Origin of the sequence: Pseudomonas promysalinigenes, from assembly GCF_014269025.2 — a bacterium.
In the GTDB taxonomy this organism is placed as follows: domain Bacteria; phylum Pseudomonadota; class Gammaproteobacteria; order Pseudomonadales; family Pseudomonadaceae; genus Aquipseudomonas; species Aquipseudomonas promysalinigenes.
The window spans coordinates 2,341,678-2,363,560 of record NZ_CP077094.1; the positions used below are offsets into that span (position 1 = coordinate 2,341,678).

20 protein-coding genes are annotated in these 21,883 nt (G+C 59.7%); 18 read left to right on the plus strand and 2 right to left on the minus strand.

The window, feature by feature from the left end; genetic code table 11:
- The first annotated feature begins 1 nt into the window (after position 1).
- The 7 genes from HU725_RS10645 (at position 2) to madM (ending at position 4,695) form a co-directional block, all read left to right on the plus strand.
- Positions 2-301: a malonate decarboxylase subunit delta gene (locus HU725_RS10645; RefSeq protein WP_186477174.1), complete on the plus strand. Its 300-nt coding sequence runs from the start codon at positions 2-4 to the stop codon at positions 299-301.
- Positions 294-1,142, plus strand: a complete 849-nt coding sequence (locus tag HU725_RS10650; protein ID WP_186477175.1) for a biotin-independent malonate decarboxylase subunit beta — start codon at positions 294-296, stop codon at positions 1,140-1,142. The genes HU725_RS10645 and HU725_RS10650 overlap by 8 nt, the downstream gene beginning before the upstream one ends.
- Complete coding sequence (gene mdcE, locus HU725_RS10655; protein ID WP_186477176.1) at positions 1,139-1,930, plus strand: biotin-independent malonate decarboxylase subunit gamma; 792 nt, start codon at positions 1,139-1,141, stop codon at positions 1,928-1,930. Before HU725_RS10650 ends, mdcE begins: the two co-directional genes overlap by 4 nt.
- A gap of 1 nt (position 1,931) precedes the next feature.
- Positions 1,932-2,546 carry a malonate decarboxylase holo-ACP synthase gene (locus HU725_RS10660; protein ID WP_186477177.1) on the plus strand — a complete coding sequence of 205 codons (615 nt, stop codon included), beginning with the start codon at positions 1,932-1,934 and terminating at the stop codon, positions 2,544-2,546.
- Positions 2,543-3,460, plus strand: a complete 918-nt coding sequence (gene mdcH, locus HU725_RS10665) for a malonate decarboxylase subunit epsilon (RefSeq protein ID WP_186477178.1) — start codon at positions 2,543-2,545, stop codon at positions 3,458-3,460. The genes HU725_RS10660 and mdcH overlap by 4 nt, the downstream gene beginning before the upstream one ends.
- A 63-nt stretch (positions 3,461-3,523) precedes the next feature.
- The gene (madL, locus tag HU725_RS10670) at positions 3,524-3,925 is read left to right on the plus strand and encodes a malonate transporter subunit MadL (RefSeq protein ID WP_186477179.1); all 402 of its coding nucleotides are present in this window, start codon (positions 3,524-3,526) and stop codon (positions 3,923-3,925) included.
- A gap of 5 nt (positions 3,926-3,930) precedes the next feature.
- Positions 3,931-4,695, plus strand: a complete 765-nt coding sequence (gene madM / locus HU725_RS10675) for a malonate transporter subunit MadM (RefSeq protein WP_186477180.1) — start codon at positions 3,931-3,933, stop codon at positions 4,693-4,695.
- A gap of 18 nt (positions 4,696-4,713) precedes the next feature.
- Here the strand turns inward: madM and HU725_RS10680 are convergent, their stop codons facing one another.
- On the minus strand, positions 4,714-5,628 hold the full coding sequence (locus HU725_RS10680; protein ID WP_186477181.1) for a LysR family transcriptional regulator: 915 nt from the start codon (positions 5,626-5,628) through the stop codon (positions 4,714-4,716).
- Between the two features lie 250 nt (positions 5,629-5,878).
- Here HU725_RS10680 and HU725_RS10685 point away from each other — a divergent pair, with 250 nt between their 5' ends.
- The 3 genes from HU725_RS10685 (at position 5,879) to HU725_RS10695 (ending at position 9,715) form a co-directional block, all read left to right on the plus strand.
- Positions 5,879-7,234, plus strand: a complete 1,356-nt coding sequence (locus HU725_RS10685) for a methyl-accepting chemotaxis protein (protein WP_186477182.1) — start codon at positions 5,879-5,881, stop codon at positions 7,232-7,234.
- A gap of 153 nt (positions 7,235-7,387) precedes the next feature.
- A complete protein-coding gene (locus HU725_RS10690) occupies positions 7,388-8,236 on the plus strand; it encodes a helix-turn-helix transcriptional regulator (RefSeq protein WP_060476458.1) in 849 nt (282 codons plus the stop codon).
- A gap of 84 nt (positions 8,237-8,320) precedes the next feature.
- Positions 8,321-9,715 carry an aspartate aminotransferase family protein gene (locus tag HU725_RS10695; RefSeq protein WP_186477183.1) on the plus strand — a complete coding sequence of 465 codons (1,395 nt, stop codon included), beginning with the start codon at positions 8,321-8,323 and terminating at the stop codon, positions 9,713-9,715.
- 91 nt (positions 9,716-9,806) lie between these two features.
- Here HU725_RS10695 and HU725_RS10700 read toward each other — a convergent pair whose 3' ends face one another.
- A complete protein-coding gene (locus HU725_RS10700) occupies positions 9,807-11,807 on the minus strand; it encodes a peptidase U32 family protein (RefSeq protein ID WP_186477184.1) in 2,001 nt (666 codons plus the stop codon).
- Positions 11,808-11,903: 96 nt separating this feature from the next.
- Here HU725_RS10700 and HU725_RS10705 point away from each other — a divergent pair, with 96 nt between their 5' ends.
- From HU725_RS10705 to tssH, 8 genes are all read left to right on the plus strand, one after another.
- The gene (locus HU725_RS10705) at positions 11,904-12,173 is read left to right on the plus strand and encodes a hypothetical protein (RefSeq protein ID WP_186477185.1); all 270 of its coding nucleotides are present in this window, start codon (positions 11,904-11,906) and stop codon (positions 12,171-12,173) included.
- A 517-nt stretch (positions 12,174-12,690) separates the two neighbouring features.
- On the plus strand, positions 12,691-13,194 hold the full coding sequence (gene tssB, locus HU725_RS10710) for a type VI secretion system contractile sheath small subunit (protein ID WP_186477186.1): 504 nt from the start codon (positions 12,691-12,693) through the stop codon (positions 13,192-13,194).
- Between the two features lie 33 nt (positions 13,195-13,227).
- Positions 13,228-14,766 carry a type VI secretion system contractile sheath large subunit gene (gene tssC / locus HU725_RS10715; protein ID WP_186477187.1) on the plus strand — a complete coding sequence of 513 codons (1,539 nt, stop codon included), beginning with the start codon at positions 13,228-13,230 and terminating at the stop codon, positions 14,764-14,766.
- 23 nt (positions 14,767-14,789) lie between these two features.
- Positions 14,790-16,145, plus strand: a complete 1,356-nt coding sequence (tssK, locus tag HU725_RS10720; protein WP_186477188.1) for a type VI secretion system baseplate subunit TssK — start codon at positions 14,790-14,792, stop codon at positions 16,143-16,145.
- The gene (gene tssL / locus HU725_RS10725; protein ID WP_186477189.1) at positions 16,142-16,822 is read left to right on the plus strand and encodes a type VI secretion system protein TssL, short form; all 681 of its coding nucleotides are present in this window, start codon (positions 16,142-16,144) and stop codon (positions 16,820-16,822) included. Before tssK ends, tssL begins: the two co-directional genes overlap by 4 nt.
- A complete protein-coding gene (locus tag HU725_RS10730) occupies positions 16,819-18,558 on the plus strand; it encodes an OmpA family protein (protein ID WP_186477190.1) in 1,740 nt (579 codons plus the stop codon). Before tssL ends, HU725_RS10730 begins: the two co-directional genes overlap by 4 nt.
- A 16-nt stretch (positions 18,559-18,574) precedes the next feature.
- The gene (locus HU725_RS10735; protein ID WP_186477191.1) at positions 18,575-19,078 is read left to right on the plus strand and encodes an Hcp family type VI secretion system effector; all 504 of its coding nucleotides are present in this window, start codon (positions 18,575-18,577) and stop codon (positions 19,076-19,078) included.
- Positions 19,079-19,228: 150 nt separating this feature from the next.
- Positions 19,229-21,883, plus strand: a complete 2,655-nt coding sequence (tssH, locus tag HU725_RS10740; protein ID WP_186477192.1) for a type VI secretion system ATPase TssH — start codon at positions 19,229-19,231, stop codon at positions 21,881-21,883.

Genomic DNA, 21,883 nt, shown 5'->3' on the forward strand with positions numbered 1-21,883 from the left:
CATGGAAACCTTGAATTTTCAATTCCCCGCCGCCCAACCCGGTCGCGGTCGGACGCTGGTCGGCTGTGTCAGCTCGGGCGACCTCGAAGTGCTGATCGAGCCTGGCCTGGCTGGCAGTCTGGACATCCAGGTGGTGACGTCGGTGAACGGCAGCGCTGCGCGCTGGCAGCAGTTGTTCGACCGCCTGTTCCAAGGCCGCGCATTACCGGCGGTGAAGATCGATATCCATGATTTTGGCGCCACGCCTGGGGTTGTTCGCCTGCGCCTGGAGCAAGGCTTGGAGGAGATAGCCCATGACTGACAACGCCCGTCTGCTGCAAAGCCGCAGCTTCGTCGAACTCGGTGCCCGCCAGCGTGCCCGCGCGTTGCTTGATGCGGGCAGTTTCCGAGAGTTGCTTGGGCCATTCGAGCGCCTGATGTCCCCCTGGCTGCCACGTCAGGGCATCGTGCCCCAGGCCGACGACGGCGTAGTGATTGCCAAGGGCCTGCTCGCAGGTCGGCCTGCCGTGGTGGCGGCCATCGAGGGCGCGTTCCAGGGTGGCAGTATGGGGGAGGTGGGTGGCGCCAAAATCGCAGGCGCCTTGGAACTGGCTATCGAAGACAATCGTAATGGCATCCCTACCTGCGCCGTGCTGTTACTGGAAACCGGCGGGGTAAGGCTGCAGGAAGCCAATCTTGGCCTGGCAGCCATTGCCGAAATTCAGGCAGCGATCGTCGAACTACGGGGCTATCAACCGGTGATTGGCCTGGTAGCAGGCGCGGTGGGGTGCTTCGGCGGTATGTCCATCGCGGCGGGGTTGTGCAGCCATCTGTTGGTCACCCGCGAGGCTCGCTTGGGGCTCAACGGCCCACAGGTGATCGAGCAGGAAGCCGGCATTGTCGAGTACGACGCCAAAGACCGGCCGTTCATCTGGAGCCTGACCGGAGGCGAGCAGCGTTACGCCAGCGGTTTGGTGGATGCCTATGTGGCCGATGACGTCGAGCGCATCCGCGAGCAGTTGCTGCAACTGCTGGATAAGCCATCGGCAGATCGCGCTGGCCGCCATGCCTGGTTCCTGCAGCGCTTGGCCAGCCTGGGCGGCGACTGCCCTCAGCTGGACGCGGCTGCCGTGCGTGCCCTTTACCAAGGAGAAGCCCAATGAACCGTGCCTTGAATTGGCTGCCAGGCCTTGCTGGTGGTGAGCCGCTGGCAGGTTACCCACCGTCAGTGCAGGTGGTCGATGGCGAGCTGGATAACCGCCCGGCGCGCTTCATCGCTGTAGTCCCCGATGCCCACAACCCTTTCCCGCGGGCGCGTGCCGGTGAAGTCGGCCTGCTCGAAGGCTGGGGCTTGGCCAAGGCTGTGGCCGATGCCGTCGAACAAGACCGCGCAGGCCAGAAGCGGGCCATCGTCGCAGTCATCGATGTCCCCAGCCAGGCCTACGGCCGCCGTGAGGAGGCTTTGGGTATTCACCAGGCTTTGGCCGGGGCGGTGCAGGCCTATGCGCAGGCTCGTCTGGCCGGGCATCCGGTGATCGGCTTGCTGGTCGGCAAGGCCATGTCAGGTGCCTTCCTGGCCCATGGCTACCAGGCGCAACGGCTGATCGCACTGGATGATAGCGGGGTCCTGGTGCATGCCATGGGCAAGGCCGCGGCGGCGCGCATTACCCTGCGCAGTGTCGAACAGCTCGAGGCGCTGGCCGCCGAGGTACCGCCGATGGCGTATGACCTGGCCAGTTATGCCTCCTTGGGCTTGCTCTGGCGGCGCCCGCAGGTCGAGCGTGCCGACGCACCCACTGCCGCTGACATTGCCCAGGTGCGCGCTTGCCTGAGCGAGGCTGTGCGCGACATTGGCCAGTCGACTGATCTCACATCCAGGCTCGCCGGCGAACACCGCAAAGCTTCCCGTGAAGTGCGGGCACGCCTGCGCAGCCAGTGGCAGGAGGCGTGACATGAACCTGCCACAACCACATGACCTGCTCTGGGGCATGCCGGCGGCCGGCCTGCCTGACGATGCCCCAGCCTGGGCGGTGCAGGCACTGAACGCCGGGCAGCCAGTGGTAGTCAGGCGTGCCAGCTGCGACGCGGGTTGGGTGGCTGTGGGCGTACGCGGGCAGGGGCGCGCGCAGCGCTTGGGCGTGGTGATGCGCTTGGGTGATATCCAGCGGCAAGTGCGGCCAGAGGCACTGCGCTGGTCGGCGCCAAGCCCCTGGCCTGCGCTTGAGGCGCTGGCCTCGGTGGCAGCCGTGCTGGATGCCAGCGGGCTGGCCTGGGGGCCGACCGGCGGCGTCGGCTACCAACTGGCGACCGGCTGCCCGGTCGTGCATCAGGCCAGCGACCTCGACCTGTTGGTACGTACCCCGCAATCGATGACCCGTGCGACGGCGCGCGAGCTGCTGGATATCTTCGCCTGCGGCCCATGCCGTATCGATGTGCAATTAGAGACCCCGGCAGGGGCCGTCGCCCTGCGTGAGTGGGCCGGCCAGGCGCGCCGAGTGTTGCTCAAGTCAGCCTTGGGCCCGCGCCTTGTGCAAAATCCTTGGCACCCCATCGAGTGCGCAGCGTGAGTAGCCTTTGGGCGTTTCCCGGCCAGGGCGCGCAGCAGCCCGGCATGCTGCAGCGTCTGCCGGAGGGCGGCGCAGCGGTACTGGAAGAGGCCAGCGATGTGCTGGGCGAGGATGTTTCGACGCTCGATAGCGCTCAGGCTTTGCAGTCTACCCGTGCCGTGCAGCTCTGCCTGCTGCTGGCCGGGGTTGCCTGGGCGCGGTGGCTGCTGCAGCGCAGCCCCGCCGCGGATTACGTTGCCGGGTTGTCCATCGGTGCGTACCCGGCCGCGGTAACGGCCGGGGCGCTGGCATTGGCCGATGCGGTACGGCTGGTCGCCCTGCGCGGCGAACTGATGCAACGTGCCTACCCGCAAGGCTACGGCATGACTGCACTGAGCGGCCTTGACCTGGCATCGGCCGAACGCCTGCTGGCCGAAGTCGGCGGTGAGGTGTACCTGGCCAACCTCAATAGCGACAACCAGATCGTCATAGCCGGCAGTGACACCGCCATGGCCGAGGTCGCGGCCCGGGCCCGCGCGCGCGGGCAGGGCGTGGCCCGGCGCCTGGCGGTGAGCGTGCCCTCACACTGCGCCTTGCTCGACGGCCCAGCCCAACAACTGGCGACGGCCTTTGCCGGTATCGAGTTACGCCGCCCGCGCATCAGCTACCTGAGCGGTAGCACTGCGCGCCCCATCCACGACCCGCAACGCCTGCGCGATGACCTGGCCGGCAACATGGCCCGGCTGGTCGACTGGCGTGCTACGTTGCGCAACGCCTATGAACGCGGTGTGCGCCTGCACCTGGAAATGCCACCGGGCAGCGTGCTCAGCGGCCTGGCCCGGCCGGTGTTCGAGCAAGGCAGGGTGTTGGCGCTTGACGCCACGCGCTGGGACACCGTCGATGCGCTGATGCGCCAGGAGGTGGGCCGATACTGAGCGGTGCCGTGTTTTTCGAAGGACAACAACAAGCAACTTCGACCCAACGCGAGGACAATAACAATGATTATCTACGGTGTAGCTTTGCTGGCCTTGTGCACCTTGGTCGGCCTGTTCATCGGCGAGCTGCTGGGCAAGCTTTTGGGCGTGCCTGCCAATGTCGGCGGTGTGGGCATCGCCATGCTGCTGCTGATCTTCATCGGCAGTTACCTCAACAAACGGGGCCTGATAACGGCCAAATCCGAACAAGGCGTGGAGTTCTGGAGCGCCATCTACATCCCCATCGTGGTGGCCATGGCCGCGCAGCAGAATGTATTCGGTGCCCTGTCGGGTGGGCCGATGGCAGTGCTTGCCGGCACCGCCGCCGTGGTGGCCAGTTTCGCCATGGTGCCGTTGCTGGACCGCCTGGGCCAAAAAAAGCCTGAGCCGGTTGCCGACAAACCTCTGACCACGCCACAACGGTGACCGCCATGTACGAATCGATGATGAAAGTGATCAGTGGCTACGGCCTGGTGAGCGGCTTTGCAGTGATTGGCGTGACCATGTGGCTGTCTTACTGGCTGTCGGCAAAGCTGACCCATGGCCGCCTGCACGGCTCGGCCATCGCTATCTTTCTGGGCCTTGTGCTCAGTTACTTTGGCGGCGCAATAACAGGTGGCCAGAAAGGCCTGGTGGATATTCCGCTGCTTTCGGGTATCGGATTATTGGGCGGTGCGATGTTGCGAGACTTCGCAATCGTTGCCACGGCCTTTGGTGTGAACATCGAAGAGCTCAAGCGTGCCGGTGTTTCTGGCATCATTTCGTTGTTCTTCGGCATTGGGGTGTCATTCGTGGCGGGCGTGGGGGTTGCGCTGGCCTTCGGTTACACCGATGCGGTCAGCCTGACCACCATCGGCACGGGCGCAGTGACCTATATCGTTGGCCCGGTAACCGGTGCGGCCATCGGCGCCAGTTCCGAAGTCATGGCCTTGTCGATTGCCGCAGGGCTGGTCAAAGCCATCTTGGTGATGATAGCCACACCCTTCGTGGCGCCGATGATCGGCTTGAACAACCCGCGCACCGCCGTGATTTTCGGCGGCTTGATGGGCACCTCAAGTGGTGTGGCTGGTGGGCTGGCCGCCACCGACCCGAAACTGGTGCCTTACGGTTGCCTGACTGCAGCGTTCTACACGGCGTTGGGTTGCCTGCTTGGGCCTTCGTTGTTGTTCTTCATCATGCGTGCGGTAGCTGCATGAGCCCAGCGCCGCTGCGGCTCAGGCCAAGGCGGCGCTGTACATCCGGCACTCGGCCAGCAAGGCCAGCAGGTTCGGTTCGCGCTCGCGTGCCTTGAGGAATACCACACCAATATGCTGCTGCAGGCGGTAGCGCGCCTGCAGGGCTATCAGCTTGACCCGGTTTTCGTACACGGCTGCGATACGCCCCGGTAACAGTGCAAAGCCTACGCCTGAGCTGACCATGCTCAGCAGGGTGAAGATGTCGTTCACCTGCATCGCCACCTTCGGTTCGAAACCTGCTTGCTGGAACACCCGCGCACCGTCGCGATGGGTGGCGAAGCCGGGAGTCAGGGTGATGAAGGTGGAGTCGGCCAGGTCCGCCAGGTCCACCTCTTGTTGCTCGGCGAACGGCGAGTCGGTAGGCACCGCGAGGAAGATATCGTCGCAGAACAGCGCCAGCTGTTCGCAGGCCGGATCTGCCGCGCCGTCGTCCAGCGATACCAGAATGGCTTCCAGTTCGTGGTTTTTCAGGCGCTGCAACAGGTCGACATTCGAGCCCAGGGTCAGGTCGATGTTCAGCTCGCTGCGCCGAAGCTTCAAGCCCATCACCAGCTTCGGTACGGTCTTGACGGTCAGCGAGTACAGCGCGCCAAGACGAAAACGCTCGGCATAGAAACCAGCCGCCTCGCGGGTGTGGCGCACCATCTGTTCGGCGTCCTGAATCAGCTGCCGGGCTTTTTTCTCCAGCACGTAGGCGCTTTCCAAGGGGATCAACTGGCGGCCTTCGTGCTTGAACAGCGGGCAGCGCAGGGCACTTTCCAGGGAATGGATGGCCCGGTGTACGCTGACCGCACTGGTCGACAGGTCGGCGGCCGCCCGGCCGAGGTTGCCGCTGCGCATGAAGGCCAGAAAGGTCTCGAGCTTTTTCAGAGTCAGTTCTTCGTCGATCAGCATGCCGATTGGGCCAGCGCGATTTGGGGGCCTTGATCATGCCACAGGCCAGAGCCTGACGGCGCCATTGCAATCAGCCTTGTGCCCGCCTGGGCTTGTATGGCGAACTAGTCCGCCGTCGCCGTCACCTTAGGCCAGGGCGGGCGATTCAATGACGTCAAATAATAATCCGCCCCGTTACCATTCAGGCGCGCGATGGCGCGCCGATAGCAAGTTACGTCGAATCCCTTGACGGTTACTCCGAGGTCACTCCATGTTCAATAAATCACTCAAAGATGAACTAGAGGCCAGGAAGGCTGAAGTCCAGAGTTACAAGGGATTGTTCGAAGCGCTGGGTCGCTCCATGGCGGTTGTGGAGTTTGGCCTGGATGGGAAGGTGTTGCGAGCCAATGATAATTTTCTCGCCGCCATGGGCTATGCCGCCGAGCAATTGCACGGCAAATCGCATCGAGACTTCTGCACGCCTGCGCTGGTTGGCAGTGCCGATTACAGCCAGTTCTGGTCTGAGCTGCGCGCTGGTAAGTTCGTGTCGGGGACGTTCCAGCGTGTCAACGCGTCGGGGAAGAACGTCTGGCTGGAAGCCAGTTACAACCCTGTGCTGGACGAGCGCGGCCGGGTGAGCAAGATCGTCAAATATGCCTTGGACGTCACCGAGAACGTGGGTCAGCAAGCGCTGACGCGCGGTAAGCTTGCGGCGCTCGACCGCGCCATGGCCGTGATCGAGTTCGACCTCGATGGCAATATCCTTTGGGCCAACGACAATTTCCTGAGGACCATGGGCTATGGCCTGAACGAGCTCAAAGGCAAGCACCACCGCCTGTTCTGTGAAGCCAGCCTGGTCGGTAGCAGCGAATACAGCGACTTCTGGCGTCGGTTGAACACGGGTGAGTTCTTCAGTGGTCAGTTCAAACGCCTTGGTAAGCACGGTCGAGTGGTTTGGCTGGAAGCGACCTACAACCCGGTGTACGACGCCGCTGGCAAGTTGTCGAAAATCGTCAAGTTCGCCAGTGATATCACCGAGCGCGTCGAGCGCTTCGAAGAAGATTCTCGCAGTGCTTCCCGGGCGTACCATATTTCCGCTGAAACCGAGAGGGTGGCCGAACACGGTGCTCAAGTCATTGGCGATACAGCCAAGGAGATGCGTCAGATCGCTGAAAAAATCGGCGCTTCCGCCAGGCTGGTTGGGCAACTGGGGGACCGCTCCGAACAGATCACGGCCATCGTCAATACCATTCGTGGCATTGCCGACCAGACAAACCTGCTCGCACTCAATGCGGCGATCGAAGCGGCGCGGGCAGGCGACCAAGGCCGAGGCTTTGCGGTCGTAGCCGATGAGGTCCGGCAACTGGCCGGACGTACCAGCCGCTCCACGGCAGAAATTGCCGAAATGATCGGCAAGATCCTTGCTGAAACCCGTGATGCCGTCGCTAGCATGAACGCCACCCAGGAAGGCGCCCAACGCGGCGTGATGCTGGCCGATCAGGCAGGCGCTGTGATCGTGCAGATTCGTAGTGGCACCAGCGATGCCGTAGAAGCGGTAAGTATGTTCGCCTCCAAGCTCGATGAGTCAGACGTGATCCCCAAAACAGCGGTCGGCTGGGTCGGGTAAACGGCGGTTGCGGGTGCGCACTGCATGCTTTCAGTGCGCACTCGACTGCCCCCTGAAGCTGCTGGCTGTAGCTCACCCCGAAGGGTGATGGTCGGCATCTGCGGCCCCATGCAAGAATGCCAACCATAACAACCCCGGCATGGGACCACGACAATGAGCAAAGACCGGCTGAAATCGCCCGACTGGTACGCGCAAATGGCCCGTGTCGTCGACGCTCAGGGCTCTGCGGGGTTCGTCGAAGCGTTGTTCGCCGCCCTCAAGCTCATCGCGCCGTGCCAGGCCATCACCGTATTTCTCTACCCCCGCAAAGGCTTGCCCTCGGCATTGTTCGAAAAGGACGAGGAGGGCCCTTGGCTGCCGGAAGGCAACATCCACAAGTACCTCGAAGGTTACTACCTGCTGTGCCCGTTCTACCGCGCGTGCATGGAGGGCATTGCCCCTGGCTGCTACCGCCTGAGCGATGTAGCCCCCGACCACTTCAAGCGCAGCGAGTACTACCTGGCGTTCTATCAGCACGCGCACCTGGAAGACGAGCTCAATTTCATCGTGCCACTCGACGAGCACCTGACCATCGCCGTCGCCCTGGGCAGCACCGGCCGGTTGGATCGCCAGCAGGTCAATGACTTGAAGTGCGTGGCACCGTGGGTGGTCGCGACGGTGCGCCGGCAGTGGAGCCACCTGGACGTCGACGCCCTGGGCGGGCGTTTCGAAAGCGCGCTGGGCCGCCAAATCAGCGCCGCCCTGAACAATTTTGGCTCCTCGGTGCTCACCGAGCGCGAGTGCCACATCGCCCAGTATCTGCTGCGCGGCCACTCGACCCGCTCGTTGGCCGAACGCCTGGGCATCAGTGAAGACACGGTGAAAACTCACCGCAAGAACCTTTACACCAAGCTCGATATCGCCAAGCAATCCGAACTGTTTTCACTGTTCATCGACTCACTTGCCCAAGCGCAGGAAGGGCTGAGCAAAGACCCACTGGAAAGCTACCTGCGCAGGCGCTGAGGGCGCCATTTCAGCCAACTCGTTTTTACTGTCAGCGGCCTGGCAGGGCCAACTGCACGCCGCGTTTTACCCCGGAGAACAACAATGAACGCACCGTTTCAAGCCAAGCTGCATACCCTGCGTGAAACCCGTGATTACCAAGCGGGCGACGCTGCGCACCACATCCACGCTTTCCTCGATCAAAAAGCGCTGAACGCCGAGGGCCCGCGAGTGATGGTTGGTGGCGAACGTCTGCATTTGTGGGACAGCGACGGCAAGCGTTACCTGGATGGTATGTCTGGCCTGTGGTGCACCCAGCTCGGCTATGGCCGCAAGGACCTGACGGCAGCGGCCGCTGCGCAGATGGACCAACTGGCCTACTACAACATGTTCTTCCACACCACCCACCCGGCGGTGATCGAACTGTCCGAGCTATTGTTCAGCCTGCTGCCAGGCCACTACAGCCACGCCATCTATACCAACTCAGGCTCCGAAGCCAACGAAGTGCTGATCCGCACCGTGCGGCGTTATTGGCAGGTGGTCGGGCAGCCTAGCAAGAAGATCATGATCGGCCGCTGGAACGGCTACCACGGCTCCACCTTGGCCGCCACTGCGCTGGGCGGCATGAAGTTCATGCACGAGATGGGCGGCTTGATCCCGGATGTGGCGCACATCGATGAGCCTTACTGGTATGCCGCAGGGGGGGATTTGACCCCGGCCGAGTTCGGCCGCCGCTGCGCCCTGCAACTGGAGGAGAAAATCCTTGAGCTGGGTGCCGAGAACGTTGCCGGCTTCATCGCCGAGCCGTTCCAGGGCGCGGGCGGCATGATTTTCCCGCCAGAAAGCTACTGGCCCGAAATCCAACGGATCTGCCGCCAATACGATGTGCTGCTGTGTGCCGATGAGGTCATCGGCGGTTTTGGCCGCACCGGCGAGTGGTTCGCCCACGAATACTTTGGCTTCGAGCCGGACACCTTGTCGATCGCCAAAGGCCTGACCTCAGGTTACGTGCCAATGGGCGGCCTGGTGCTGAGCAAGCGTATTGCCCAGGCCCTGGTGGAGCGCGGCGGCGTGTTCGCCCATGGCCTGACCTATTCCGGGCACCCGGTGGCGGCTGCGGTGGCCATCGCCAACCTCAAGGCCCTGCGCGATGAGGGCATCGTGCGCCAGGTCAAGGAAGACACAGGCCCGTACCTGCAGCGCATTCTGCGCGAAGTGTTCGCCAACCATCCGCTGATCGGTCAGGTACAGGGCGCAGGCCTGGTGGCGGCGCTGCAGTTTACCGAGGACAAGGGCAGCCGGAAACGTTACGCCAATGAAAACGATTTGGCCTGGCAGTGCCGCACCTATGGCTTCGAGGAGGGGGTGATCATCCGTTCCACCCTAGGGCGGATGATCATGGCGCCGGCCTTGGTGGCCAACCACAGTGAGCTGGATGAACTGGTGGAAAAAACCCGCCTTGCAGTGGATCGCACCGCCCGAGGGTTGGGGGTTCTCTGAGGTCGAAGCGTGCCGCCGCGCGGCCCATTCGCGGCTCAAGCCGCTCCTAAAAGGAGCGTTTCAAGATGCGAATGGGCCTGAAGGGCGGCGATCAATGCGGTGCGCGCGGTATGGTCTTGAGCAGGTCTTCGGGGCTGATGTGCCCGACAACCTGCGCCACCGCGCTGCCTGGGGTCGGCAGGTCGATGATATGGCTCTTCATCTTGCCGATGACATGCATTTCGCACGGCTTGCAGTCGAACTTCAACGTCAGCACTTCGTCGCCCTGGATCAGCTGCATAGGCGCCACCTTGGTTCGTACACCGGTCACACCCTTGGCCTGTTTGGGGCACAGGTTGAACGAGAAGCGCAGGCAGTGCTTGGTGATCATCACCGGCACTTCGCCGTGTTCTTCGTGGGCTTCATAGGCGGCGTCGATCAACTGCACACCATGGCGGTGGTAGAAGTCGCGGGCCTTCTGGTTGTAGACGTTGGCCAGGAACGACAGGTGCGACTCCGGGTACACCGGAGGCGGCGAGGTTTCGGCCTTGCGCCTGCCACGAGGGTGGGCCTGCACGCGGGCGGCGGTCAGCGCTTCGATGGCCTCACGGCGCAGGGCCTTGAGCTGCGAGTTAGGGATGAAGAATGCCTGCGGCGCGTCCAGCTCGATAGCGGTAGCGTGGTACATCGTGGTGCCCAGCTGGCCCAGCAGGTCGTGCAACTGCTCCAGTGCCTGCTGTGGCTTGTTGGCAACGCCGAACGGGCCATCCAGGGCCACCTGCACGCTGACGCCTTCTTCGCTGCTGACCCTCAGCATCAGCCGCTGCTCGCGCAGTACTGCATGCCATTGCACGCCAACCCGGCGCTCGGACGAGGTGCGTTGCAGCGCCTGCTGCCAGTTGTGGTCGAGGTTGCGTGAAAGCGGGTGGTTCGGCCGCAGCTTGTGCAGGCCTTCGGGCATCTCATTAGGTTCGACGCGGTAGCGATAGCGCTTCTGGCCGTCTTCCTCGAACTCGCCACGGGGCTCGGCGATGTTGGCGCGAAACCCCACCACTTCACGCTTGACCAACACATTGAGGCCGTCACCGTTGGTCAACGGCACTTGGGTGACCACGTGCAAGTCACGCTTGCCGACTTTTTCCACCACGCCAACTTCAAGGCCGGTGAAGGTCGGCGAGTCGAAGGCGCCGATGTCGACTTTGCGGTCAGTAACGAAATAATCGGTGCTGCCACGGTGGAAGGTCTTGTCCGGGTCGGGCAGGAAAAAATGCTCGGTGCGGCCGCTGGAAGCGCGGGCCAGTTCTGGTCGCCCTTCGAGAATGGCATCGAGCTCTTTACGGTAATGGGCAGTGATGTTTTTCACATACCCCATGTCCTTGTACCGACCCTCGATCTTGAACGAGCGCACGCCTGCATCCACCAGGTCCGCCAGGTTGGCGGTCTGGTTGTTGTCTTTCATCGACAGCAGGTGCTTCTCGAACGCCACGACGCGGCCTTGGTCGTCCTTGAGGGTATACGGCAGGCGGCAAGCCTGGGAGCAGTCACCGCGGTTGGCGCTGCGCCCGGTCTGGGCATGGGAGATGTTGCACTGGCCCGAGAACGCCACGCACAACGCACCGTGGATGAAGAATTCGATGGCCGCGTCGGTTTCGCTGGCGATGGCGCGAATCTGTTGCAGGTTCAGCTCGCGGGCCAGCACCAGTTGGGAGAACCCGGCCTGGTCGAGGAACTTGGCCCGCTCCAGGGTGCGAATGTCGGTCTGGGTGCTGGCATGCAGTTCGATCGGCGGGATATCCAGCTCCATCACCCCCAGGTCCTGCACGATCAGGGCGTCGACGCCAGCGTCGTAGAGCTGGTGGATCAGCTTGCGCGCCGGCTCCAGTTCGTTGTCGTGCAGGATGGTGTTGATGGTGGTGAACACCCGGGCGTGATAGCGATGAGCGAACTCGACCAGTTCGGCGATATCACCGACTTCATTGCAGGCATTGTGGCGAGCACCGAAGCTCGGGCCACCGATGTAGATGGCATCAGCACCGTGCAGGATCGCCTCGCGGGCGATGGCGACGTCACGGGCGGGGCTGAGCAGTTCCAGGTGATTCTTTGGCAGGGACATGGCGTTATAGGTTCGGGCTGTCACGGTTTAGGGCGGCATTGTAGCGGTGAAATGCCTGCCTGACACCTTCGGGTGCCAGGAGGTGCATCGGCCGTTGTGACGCATTTAGCGGGGAAGGGCGCCGGCGCTCAGCTCAAAGTCGGCGCAGGCCCGCTGGGAGATTCCAGATTTTCAGCAAGACGGTTTGGCACCTTTGCTGATGCGTTCGCTCTGGTTTTTCATCAGGGCGAACGCCGCGTGGGCGAGTTTCTGGCGAGGATTACCAGCGCTTGGATCGTTGCCTTTTCACTGTTTCGCTACCGCTCGTTGTCCCTCTTTCCCGCGCGTGACTTGCTGGCTGCCGTCCCCTTTTTGCTGGGCGGCTGAATAGAACACGGGTAATTATCCCTACAGAACTTTTCTAAAATTCTTGGAGTTGCCAGCGTGAATAGCGCAGAGGGAAATCAAGATTGAGATAGTGAATGCGTACCATTGGGCTGTAATCAAACTAAATGTTTCTGGTTTTTATTGTAGGATGCTTCCGAAATTTTTAGGTTGTATGGATTTCACGTAGAGTTTGTGCATCTGTGGCATTTTTTATCGACTTGGGCGTGTATTGATCTAGATCAATGCGCTGTCGGTTGCGGTCATTGGTATTTTGTGAAAAAGCGCGGTTGGTCTGACAGCAAAAAAGTCCGGTTCCTTCACTCCAAAGCCAGCTTTTGTAGGACGTTTCCTAGTTTTCCTTGAGGGGTGGCGGAACACATAAAAGTCGTTCAAATTTACTAAGGAAATATTTCGGGATGCCGGAAGTCGAGGCGTCATTGCTGAGTTGAGTCCTGTTTTATCAGGTGCATGAACTTGACTCGGGGCATCTATGTCGGGTACTGGTTTGGGGGGAATCATGGCTTCAAATAGCTTTCAGAATGAAGTGCCCAAGGCACGCGTCAATATCAAACTGGACCTGCATACGGGTGGCGCTCAGCGTAAGGTGGAGCTTCCGCTCAAGCTACTGCTGATGGGGGACTATAGCAACGGCAAAGAGCAACGCCCGCTGTCAGAGCGTCCGAAGGTAAATATCAACAAGAATAATTTTGACAGTGTGCTGTCAGAGCTTTCTCCGAGTCTCAAGCTAATCGTTGAAGATACGCTATCGGGGGGCAGAAGTGAGGCGCCGGTCGAGCTGAACTTCAAGCGCATGAAGGACTTCGAGCCAGAGCAGGTTGCGCGGCAGATGCCGCAACTGCGTGCACTGTTGGCTATGCGGAATTTACTGCGCGAGTTGAAGGCCAACTTGTTGGATAACGCAACGTTCCGTATAGAGCTGGAGCGGATACTCAAAGACGAAGTGCTGAGTGACGAGCTGCGTCAGGAACTGGCGGCCCTGCCACCTCAAAACGATCGCTAGAAATCCATCCAATCGATTGACGGGAAGCTAATAATGTCCGAAGAACAATCTTCTGCGCAATCGCGTGGCGCCATCGTGCAGGTGGAAGAAAGCCAGAGCGTTTATCATGCGCTGTTCGAAAGAATAAATCTTGAGCCACTTGATCAAATGGGAGGCATTGAAGCGTTCCAAAGTGTCGAGGCGCTATCGGATGCGACGCCTAATGAGCGCGTTACTGCATCTGTCAGCGTTTTCCTCGATCGGCTCAAGCGTGTCTCTCCGAAGGTGGAGCGGCTGGATAGAGCGCTGCTGGATGAACACATTGCCTTGATTGATGCCCAGATCAGCAGTCAGTTGGACGCAGTCATGCATCACCCGGATTTCCAGCGGGTCGAATCCATCTGGCGTGGAGCGAAGTCGTTGATCGATCAGACGGATTTTCGTCAAAACGTCCGGGTCGAGCTGCTGGATATCAGTAAGCAGGATTTAGCGCAGGACTTTGAGGACGCACCGGAGATCGCTCAAAGCGGTATGTATCTGCATACCTATACCCAGGAGTACGACACGCCCGGCGGTGAGCCCATCGCGGCGGCGGTTTCGAACTACGAGTTTGGGCGCGGGCCGCAAGACATAGCGCTGTTGCGGAATATTTCGAAGGTGGCTGCCGCAGCCCATATGCCTTTCTTGTGCTCAGTGGGTGCTGCGTTCTTCGGGAAGAACACCATGGAGGAAGTGGCTGCTATCAAGGATATCGGCAACTACATGGATCGTGCGGAGTACATCAAATGGCACGCGTTCGCTCAGAGCGATGACGCTCGTTATGTGGGCGCAACAATGCCAAGCACCCTGGGTCGTCTACCTTACGGGCCTGACACCAACCCGGTTCGGCTGTTCAATTATGTAGAGCGCGTCAAGGGGCCGGACCATAGCAAATATTTGTGGGTAAGCTCGACATTCGCGTTCGCGGCGAACATGGTTAAAAGCTTTATCGCCAATGGTTGGTGTGTACAAATTCGAGGTCCGCAGTCAGGAGGAGCGGTCACAAACCTGCCGATCCATTTGTACGACATGGGGACAGGCAGTCAAGTCAAGATTCCCTCGGAAGTGATGATTCCAGAAACGCGCGAATTCGAGTTCGCCAATTTGGGCTTGATTCCGCTCTCCTATTATAAGAATCGTGATTACGCCTGCTTCTTCTCGGCCAATTCGGCCCACAAGCCCGCTATTTATGATACTGCAGAGGCCACGGCGAATAGTCGCATCAACGCGCGGTTGCCCTATGTGTTTCTGCTTTCTCGGATTGCGCACTACTTGAAGCTGATTCAGCGCGAGAACATCGGTACAACCAAAGACCGTCGCCTGTTGGAGTTGGAGCTCAATAGGTGGATAAGCGGCCTGGTCACCGAGATGACCGATCCAGGAGATGACCTGCAGGCCTCTCACCCATTGAGGGAAGCAAAAGTGGTTGTCGAAGACATTGACGACAATCCAGGCTTCTTCAGGGTCAAGTTGTTTGCTGTGCCGCATTTCCAGGTTGAGGGCATGGACATCAACTTGTCATTGGTTTCGCAGATGCCAAAAGCCAAATCTTAAGTGCGGCCTCAGGAGTACATGACGTGAAAATCGACCGGCCTTTGTGGGCGTCGGGCGTGGTGTTATCTGCCCAGCAGTTTCAGCAGCAGGCCCGCTTCGAGTCCTGGACTAATCAAAGTATTGCCTCGCGGGTCTTGGTCCATCCTTGGGGTGTCCAGTGTGTAGCGTTTGATGCGGATGCACTGCAGTTGGGCAAATTTATGGCCACCCGGCTTAAGTTGTGCTTCCCCGATGGGACTTTGATTGACACGGATCGGTTGGATCGACTTCCTGGTGCTCTTGAGCTGTCTCGGGTATTGCCCGGTGATATCCAAACCGCCACGGTGGTGCTCGCTTTGCCGCTTGAACAGGCCAATGGCAACAACTGCCTGTTCGAAGACGGCAGAGCTGAGCGCCCCGTCAGGTACCGCCAAGTCTGGCGAGATACTCAAGATCTCTACTCAGACGAAATGCAGTCAATCAGCGTGCTCGAACATGCGTTGAGCCTGCGTCTGGATGCTGACGATAACTCAGATTACCTCACGTGCCCGGTGGCTCGCTTGGTGCGCGTCGGCGCAGAAAGCTGGGATCTCGATGAAAGCTACATTCCGCCCCTGCTGAGGTTTGATGCGCATGCTGGGTTGCTACTGCAACTCGAAAACTTGCTGACGCAGCTGTCCGCCAAACGTGAGCGGCTGATGGGGATGCGCCGGGAGAGCAATCAGCGCATGGCGGATTTTGCTGTAGCGGATGTCACGTTGTTCTGGTTACTCCATTCGTTGAATACCTATCAGCCTGTGTTGGCTGACCTTAAAGCTTATCCTGCGCGGCACCCGGAGCAGGTATATCAGCAGTTGGTAAAGCTCGCAGGTGGCCTGCTCACCTTCTCGTTGGACCAGGGCATTGAGGATATCCCTGCCTACCAGCATGAAGATCTTGAGACCGTTTTCCCTCCGTTGATGCGCACCCTTTCTACGTTGCTGGAGGCAAGCCTGCCGTCGCGCGTTCTGGCGCTGGTGCTGGAGGCGCGTAGTGCCAACCGTTGGCAGGTTCCCCTCAGCGACCCACGCCTGCTCGAACCTGAAGGGGCTGATTTCTACCTATCTGTTCGCTGCCGGCTTCCAGCAGTTCAAGTACAGAGCCAGTTTCCTCGACTGTGCAAGATTGGCTCCCCTGACGATGTGGACCATCTTATCAATGCGGCCCTCGATGGCGTTCCTCTGAAGCCTTTGAGTCACGTCCCGGCAGCGATACCGCTACGCCTGGAGAATCAGTACTTTGCCCTCGACCTCAGTCATGAAAAAGGCCGCGCCATGTTGGCCGACGGGGTCTGTGCGCTCTATGTCCCGAGTGTGTTTCAGGAGGTCAAGCTCGAACTGTTCGCGGTGCTTCGCTCATGAACCGTACGGCACAGAAGAGCATTCCAGCCAAAGTGGATATCGACGCGTTGCTGCAGGACACCTATCTGCTGGTCGTCGAACTGCGACACGGTACCGACGCGCACAGTAGTCCGCAGCTTTGGTCACGCTGCGTTGCTGATGTAGAGCATGTGCGCGACACGCTTCATGAGGATGGGCTGGATGGTCGTAGCATCGACCTGATCAGTCATGCGCAATGTGCATTGCTGGATGAAACGGTTCTCGCTTGCGCCGAAGGTCGGGCTCATGAGGACTGGGCGATGGAAACACTGCAGGCAAAGTTTTTCAGTAGCCATCAAGCAGGTGAGTCGCTCTACGAAGATATGCGCACTGTGCTGCGTGAAGCCTCCGTGCACCCTTACGTGCTCACTGTCTTCCAGCGGGTGCTGATGCTTGGCTTCCTGGGGCGCTACCGAGAGGTCAATCACCCGGAGCGGCAGCAGTTGTTGGCTGCAATATCCGCACAGGTGGCGCCTCTGGATACAAGCCAGTCGCTGGTCATCCAGGTAGGCAATGGCCCACGGATACCGATGTGGGGGTGGTTACAGTCGCCTTTGCTCCACGTCGTGCTGGCGGCAGTCCTGCTGGTGGGCGCCTGGTGGTGGCTAGATCATGCGCTAGGTCAGGCAGTGGCCTCACTTTTGCCGGTGCACGAATGAGCGTCTTGCCGCAGATACACAAGCAAGGGCTTTGGCTATGGGCCGGCGCTTTGTCCTTGCTGCTGATTGCCACGTTGCCGTTGGCTATCGAGGGGCAGGCAGTAGCTGTTCTGGTGGTTGTTGCCGTGATGATGATGCACTGGCGCCGCAGCCAGCATGCTGGCGATAAAAGTACACAGATGCAGCGGGTTAGTGGTATCACCCTCCCTGTCGCGTCCTACCGTCATCCCGTTGTTCTGGTGGTCGGCGATTGCCTGGCTGAGCTGTTTGAAACCTCGCCTACTGAGCCATTGATGCTGCGGGCAACAGCGCAGGGGTGCTATGTACCAGTACCCGACCTTCTGCAGTTGCCCATAACGGTCGCTGATCTGTTGTTGGAGCGTCCAGAGTGGGACGGGCAGCTTAGTGTGATGTGGGTTGTAAATCCGAAAGCCCACACTGATCGCGCAGTGCTAACGAACCAGCTGCGCAGCGTATGCAACCAGATTGCGATGTTGGGAAGGCGAGGCACACCGCTGTCGCTGCTGATTGTGGGCTATTTCCACAGCGCAACCGGAGCTACTCCCTGGTTCAGTTGGGAGCTTGATGAGTCGGGTGTGCGAGTGCGAGATTCGGGGGAGTGCCTGGTTCTCTCCGAATGGCAGCGGAGGAACACGGATCAGGGGGAAGAAGCCGCGCGGATGCGAGCGACGGTGCAGTTGAATGCTGCAGTGGGTTGGCTGAATGAGGTGTGCTCGCCGGGAATAAGCGTACGCGGTCCCCGTCAGAGGATGGTAACGGCTGTCGCCGTTGCGGTTGCACTCATACCTGAGGCAGGCCGATCTCGAGAAGGCAACCTGTGGCACCGTTGGTTGCAGGAGCGTACCGGGCTCGCTCTCATTTGCAGTGGAGCTGATCGTAGAACTGGGCCGTTACCGTTTCCGGACCCTTTGCTCCACTTGTTGCCCGGTAGGGCTCTGAACAATCGGCGAAGCCGGGCAGTGCTGATTGGAATTTGGTTGTTTGCATTGACAGCCTCCATCGCACTGATCAGCTCTGCCCGGCAGAACACACTGCTGATACGGCAGGTTACCGATGACTTGCGACGCTATAGCACTGCTTCGCTGAGTACTGAAACGGACAGAATCTCGCTACGCCAGGAGGCACTGCTTGCGCTTCGCCAGGATGCGCAGCGCCTGGATCACTACTATCGCCAAGGCGAGCCGTGGTCACTGGGTATCGGGCTGTATCAGGGCGAAAGACTGCGACTGCCATTGTTGGCTGCGATCGACGGCCACCGTATCCCGACATTGCCTCAGGGTATACCCGACAAGCCTCGAACCATTCGCCTGGACAGCCTGTCGCTATTCAACAGTGGCAGCGCACAACTCAAGCCAGCGTCGACCAAGTTCCTGGTGAATGCGTTGGCGGGCATCAAGGCCAAGCCAGGCTGGTTGATTGTGATCACGGGCCATACCGATGCCACAGGTAGCGACGAACAGAATCTGCGCTTGTCGCGAGCACGTGCGGCGGCGGTGCATGACTGGATCCAACGCATGGGTGACATCCCCGGCAACTGCTTCGCAGTACAGGGCTTGGGGGCGGCTGAGCCCATTGCAAGCAATGACACGCAACAAGGACGGTCGGCCAATCGCCGAGTTGAAATTCGCCTGGTACCGGAGGTGGGGGCTTGTCAGCCCTCGGCTACGGCCTCAGGGCTGCAACCCCTGTCGCACTCTGCGACGCCCAATAGTTGAAATGAGGAACTTGTAAATGGCTATTCCTATTTATCTGTGGCTGAAAGACGATGGCGGTGCTGATATCAAAGGCTCTGTCAACGTACAAGATCGCGAAGGCAGCATTGAGGTGGTCGCCCAGGATCACAAACTCTACATTCCTACAGATAACAATACTGGCAAGTTAACCGGCACACGTATTCATACACCTTTTATTTTCACTAAGGAGTTAGACGCGTCCAGTACTTACCTCTACAAGGCTGTGGCGACTGGGCAGACACTGAAAGAGGCCGAGTTCAAATGGTACAAAATTAACGATGCCGGGCAGGAGGTTGAGTATTTCAACCTAACGTTAGAAAACGTCAAGGTCGTGACAGTCGAACTAAAAATGCATGACGTCAAAGACCCAGCGAAAGAAAAACACAACCATCTGGAATTGGTCGAGCTGCGATACGAAAGGATTACGTGGGCATATAAGGACGGAAACATCATTCATTCGGATTCGTGGAATGAACGACCTAGTGCTGCCGCCGCTGGATGATACGTGGTCGTCAGTCTTGGCCGGCTGACGGTCTTCCAGTGTCTTGGGTTGAGCGTCCGTGCGCGGGCGTTCAGCCAAATACACCTCCGATATACAGACACGGTCGAATGCGTGGCGCCACGTTGACCATTGACGACAAGGATGCCCTGTATGGCACACGATCCTACTCGCTTGCTTCGCCGCCTCAATTCATATTGCACTCAAGCACTCACGGCGGCGGCATCTCTTTGCCAGGTTCGAGGGCACAGTCATATCACTATTGAACATTGGCTGTTAAAGCTCTTTGAACAGGGTGAAGGTGATCTGGTGATAATCGCCCGCCGATACGACTGGGACGTCGACGCCCTGTGGCAGGGGGTGCTTGAACACTTCGATACTTTGCCGCGCAACCTATTCAGCAAACCTCAACTGAGCCGCGAGCTGCAGCAACTGATCACAAATGCCTGGCTTCTGGCATCGCTGGATCGCGACTGTGAGCAATTGCGATCTGTTCACTTGCTGGGTGCATTATTTGAAACACCAAGCTTGCTCAAGTGTTCAGCCGCTTGGCCTCTATCGAGCATCGGTCCAACGCAATTGAAGCAAATGGAAGCGCTGCTTGAATTCGATTCGGAAGAAGGTCAACCGGAGCATTCATCACTGTTCAAGCCCCAGGTGTCCGGAGAGGCCAAGGCAGCAGTCGCCTTGAGGGATGACGAAGCGTTGGTAGCTGTCTTGGACCAGTTTAGCCATGACGTCACCGCCAAGGCAGCAGCGGGGCAGATTGATCCGGTGTTCGGCCGTGACGATGAAATTCGCCAAGTGGTCGATGTACTGAGCCGTCGGCGCAAGAACAACCCTATTCTGGTGGGCGACCCAGGCGTTGGAAAAACAGCCTTGGTCGAAGGGCTTGCTCTACGCATCGCCAACGCAGACGTCCCTGATAGTTTGAAACCGGTGAGCATCCGAACGCTGGATTTGGGGTTGCTGCAGGCAGGTGCTGGGGTCAAAGGCGAGTTCGAGCAACGGCTGAAAAACGTCATCGATGCCGTGCAGCGATCAGAGACACCGGTGCTGTTGTTCATTGACGAAGCACATACCTTGATCGGCGCTGGCAACCAGGCAGGGGCAGCAGATGCCGCGAATCTGTTGAAGCCCGCCTTGGCGCGTGGGGAGCTGCGCACCATCGCTGCCACGACCTGGAGTGAATACAAACAGTACTTCGAGCGCGATGCGGCGCTCGAACGGCGCTTCCAGATGATCAAGGTCGATGAGCCGGATGATGCCACTGCTTGCTTGATGCTCCGAGGGCTCAAGGCCCGCTATGCCAGCTACCACGGCGTCCACGTTCAGGACGCCGCAGTGCAGGCAGCCGTCAGTTTGTCCAGGCGCTTTCTGACTGGGCGTCGTTTGCCCGATAAAGCCGTAGACCTGATTGACACTGCATGCGCGCGTGTTCGCATGAGTTTGGATTGCGAGCCTCATGCTCTTGTCCTTCTGAAGTCTCAGCAGGCGGCGCTGACCGCAGAGCGACTGGCGCTCGAAGAGGACGCCCAGCTCACCGGCGATGCATGTGAGCCGCGACTTGCGAAGATCAAGGCGCAACTGGCTCAACTCGATAGTCAGCAGTCCGCGTTGAAGCTGCAGTACCAGCAAGAGCTCGACGTCACCCTCCAGCTGCTCAATGCTCGTCAGGCCGAGCAGGTCGATACAGCCGCCTGTACTCAGCTTCAAAAAGACCTCAGCCACGTGCAGGGGAGCCGACCACTTTTGTCGCTCGACGTAGGTGCCCGCAGTGTGGCTGAGGTGATCGCGGACTGGACGGGCGTACCTCTTGGCAACTTGCTGAAGGACGAACAGGCAAGCTTGTTGAGCCTGGAATATCAGCTGGCCGAGCGTGTAGTGGGTCAAGAGCCAGCCCTGCTTGCACTTGCCCAACGGCTACGTGCCGCTCGAACGGGCCTCACCGACGACAAGGCTCCGATGGGCGTCTTCCTGTTGGTGGGCACCAGTGGCATCGGCAAGACGGAGACCGCGCATGCATTGGCCCATACTCTGTTCGGTGGCGAAAAGTCGTTGATCACGCTCAACATGTCTGAGTACCAGGAGGCGCACACCGTCAGCCAACTCAAGGGCTCGCCGCCTGGTTATGTGGGTTACGGCCAGGGGGGTGTACTCACCGAGGCCGTGCGTCAACGCCCTTATAGCGTCGTGTTGCTGGATGAAGTCGAGAAGGCCCACCGCGATGTGGTCAACCTGTTCTATCAGGTGTTCGACCGCGGTTTTATGCGCGATGGCGAAGGCAGGGAGATCGATTTTCGCAACACCGTCATCCTCATGACTTCCAACCTGGGCAGTGACCTGCTGCAAGGCTGTATCGAGCAGCAGCCAGACGCTTCGCAAGCGACACTGCATGAACTGTTGCGCCCAGTGTTACGCGAGCATTTCCAGCCTGCGTTGCTGGCGCGTTTCCAGACGTTGATCTTCCGGCCACTGGGAGCTGATGCGCTCAAGCGCATTGTTGCGATCAAGCTCGATCAAGTCGCCAGGCGCCTGTTACGGCATTACGGCCTGCAATGTGAAATCGAGGACTCGCTTTATGAAGCGCTGGTCGCCGCCTGCCTTCTGCCGGATACCGGTGCCCGCAACATCGATAGCTTGCTGAACCAGCAGATTCTGCCGGTGCTCAGCCAGCAGATGCTGCAGCGTCAGGCCCTTGGCCAGCCGATTCAATCCGTGACGCTTGGGTATTGCGAAGATGCTGGGATCAGCTTGAGCTTTTCGGATGAACACGATCCAGCGCTGCTGGCTGTCGAGAGGGCCTGA

Excerpts from the sequence above, each read along its gene's own strand:
- HU725_RS10645 (WP_186477174.1), top strand. The coding sequence starts at position 2 with ATGGAAACCTTGAATTTTCAATTCCCCGCCGCCCAACCCGGTCGCGGT.
- HU725_RS10650 (WP_186477175.1), top strand. The coding sequence starts at position 294 with ATGACTGACAACGCCCGTCTGCTGCAAAGCCGCAGCTTCGTCGAACTC.
- mdcE (WP_186477176.1), top strand. The coding sequence starts at position 1,139 with ATGAACCGTGCCTTGAATTGGCTGCCAGGCCTTGCTGGTGGTGAGCCG.
- HU725_RS10660 (WP_186477177.1), top strand. The coding sequence starts at position 1,932 with ATGAACCTGCCACAACCACATGACCTGCTCTGGGGCATGCCGGCGGCC.
- madL (WP_186477179.1), top strand. The coding sequence starts at position 3,524 with ATGATTATCTACGGTGTAGCTTTGCTGGCCTTGTGCACCTTGGTCGGC.
- madM (WP_186477180.1), top strand. The coding sequence starts at position 3,931 with ATGTACGAATCGATGATGAAAGTGATCAGTGGCTACGGCCTGGTGAGC.
- HU725_RS10680 (WP_186477181.1), bottom strand. The coding sequence starts at position 5,628 with ATGCTGATCGACGAAGAACTGACTCTGAAAAAGCTCGAGACCTTTCTG.
- HU725_RS10685 (WP_186477182.1), top strand. The coding sequence starts at position 5,879 with ATGTTCAATAAATCACTCAAAGATGAACTAGAGGCCAGGAAGGCTGAA.
- HU725_RS10690 (WP_060476458.1), top strand. The coding sequence starts at position 7,388 with ATGAGCAAAGACCGGCTGAAATCGCCCGACTGGTACGCGCAAATGGCC.
- HU725_RS10695 (WP_186477183.1), top strand. The coding sequence starts at position 8,321 with ATGAACGCACCGTTTCAAGCCAAGCTGCATACCCTGCGTGAAACCCGT.
- HU725_RS10700 (WP_186477184.1), bottom strand. The coding sequence starts at position 11,807 with ATGTCCCTGCCAAAGAATCACCTGGAACTGCTCAGCCCCGCCCGTGAC.
- tssB (WP_186477186.1), top strand. The coding sequence starts at position 12,691 with ATGGCTTCAAATAGCTTTCAGAATGAAGTGCCCAAGGCACGCGTCAAT.
- tssC (WP_186477187.1), top strand. The coding sequence starts at position 13,228 with ATGTCCGAAGAACAATCTTCTGCGCAATCGCGTGGCGCCATCGTGCAG.
- tssL (WP_186477189.1), top strand. The coding sequence starts at position 16,142 with ATGAACCGTACGGCACAGAAGAGCATTCCAGCCAAAGTGGATATCGAC.
- HU725_RS10730 (WP_186477190.1), top strand. The coding sequence starts at position 16,819 with ATGAGCGTCTTGCCGCAGATACACAAGCAAGGGCTTTGGCTATGGGCC.
- HU725_RS10735 (WP_186477191.1), top strand. The coding sequence starts at position 18,575 with ATGGCTATTCCTATTTATCTGTGGCTGAAAGACGATGGCGGTGCTGAT.
- tssH (WP_186477192.1), top strand. The coding sequence starts at position 19,229 with ATGGCACACGATCCTACTCGCTTGCTTCGCCGCCTCAATTCATATTGC.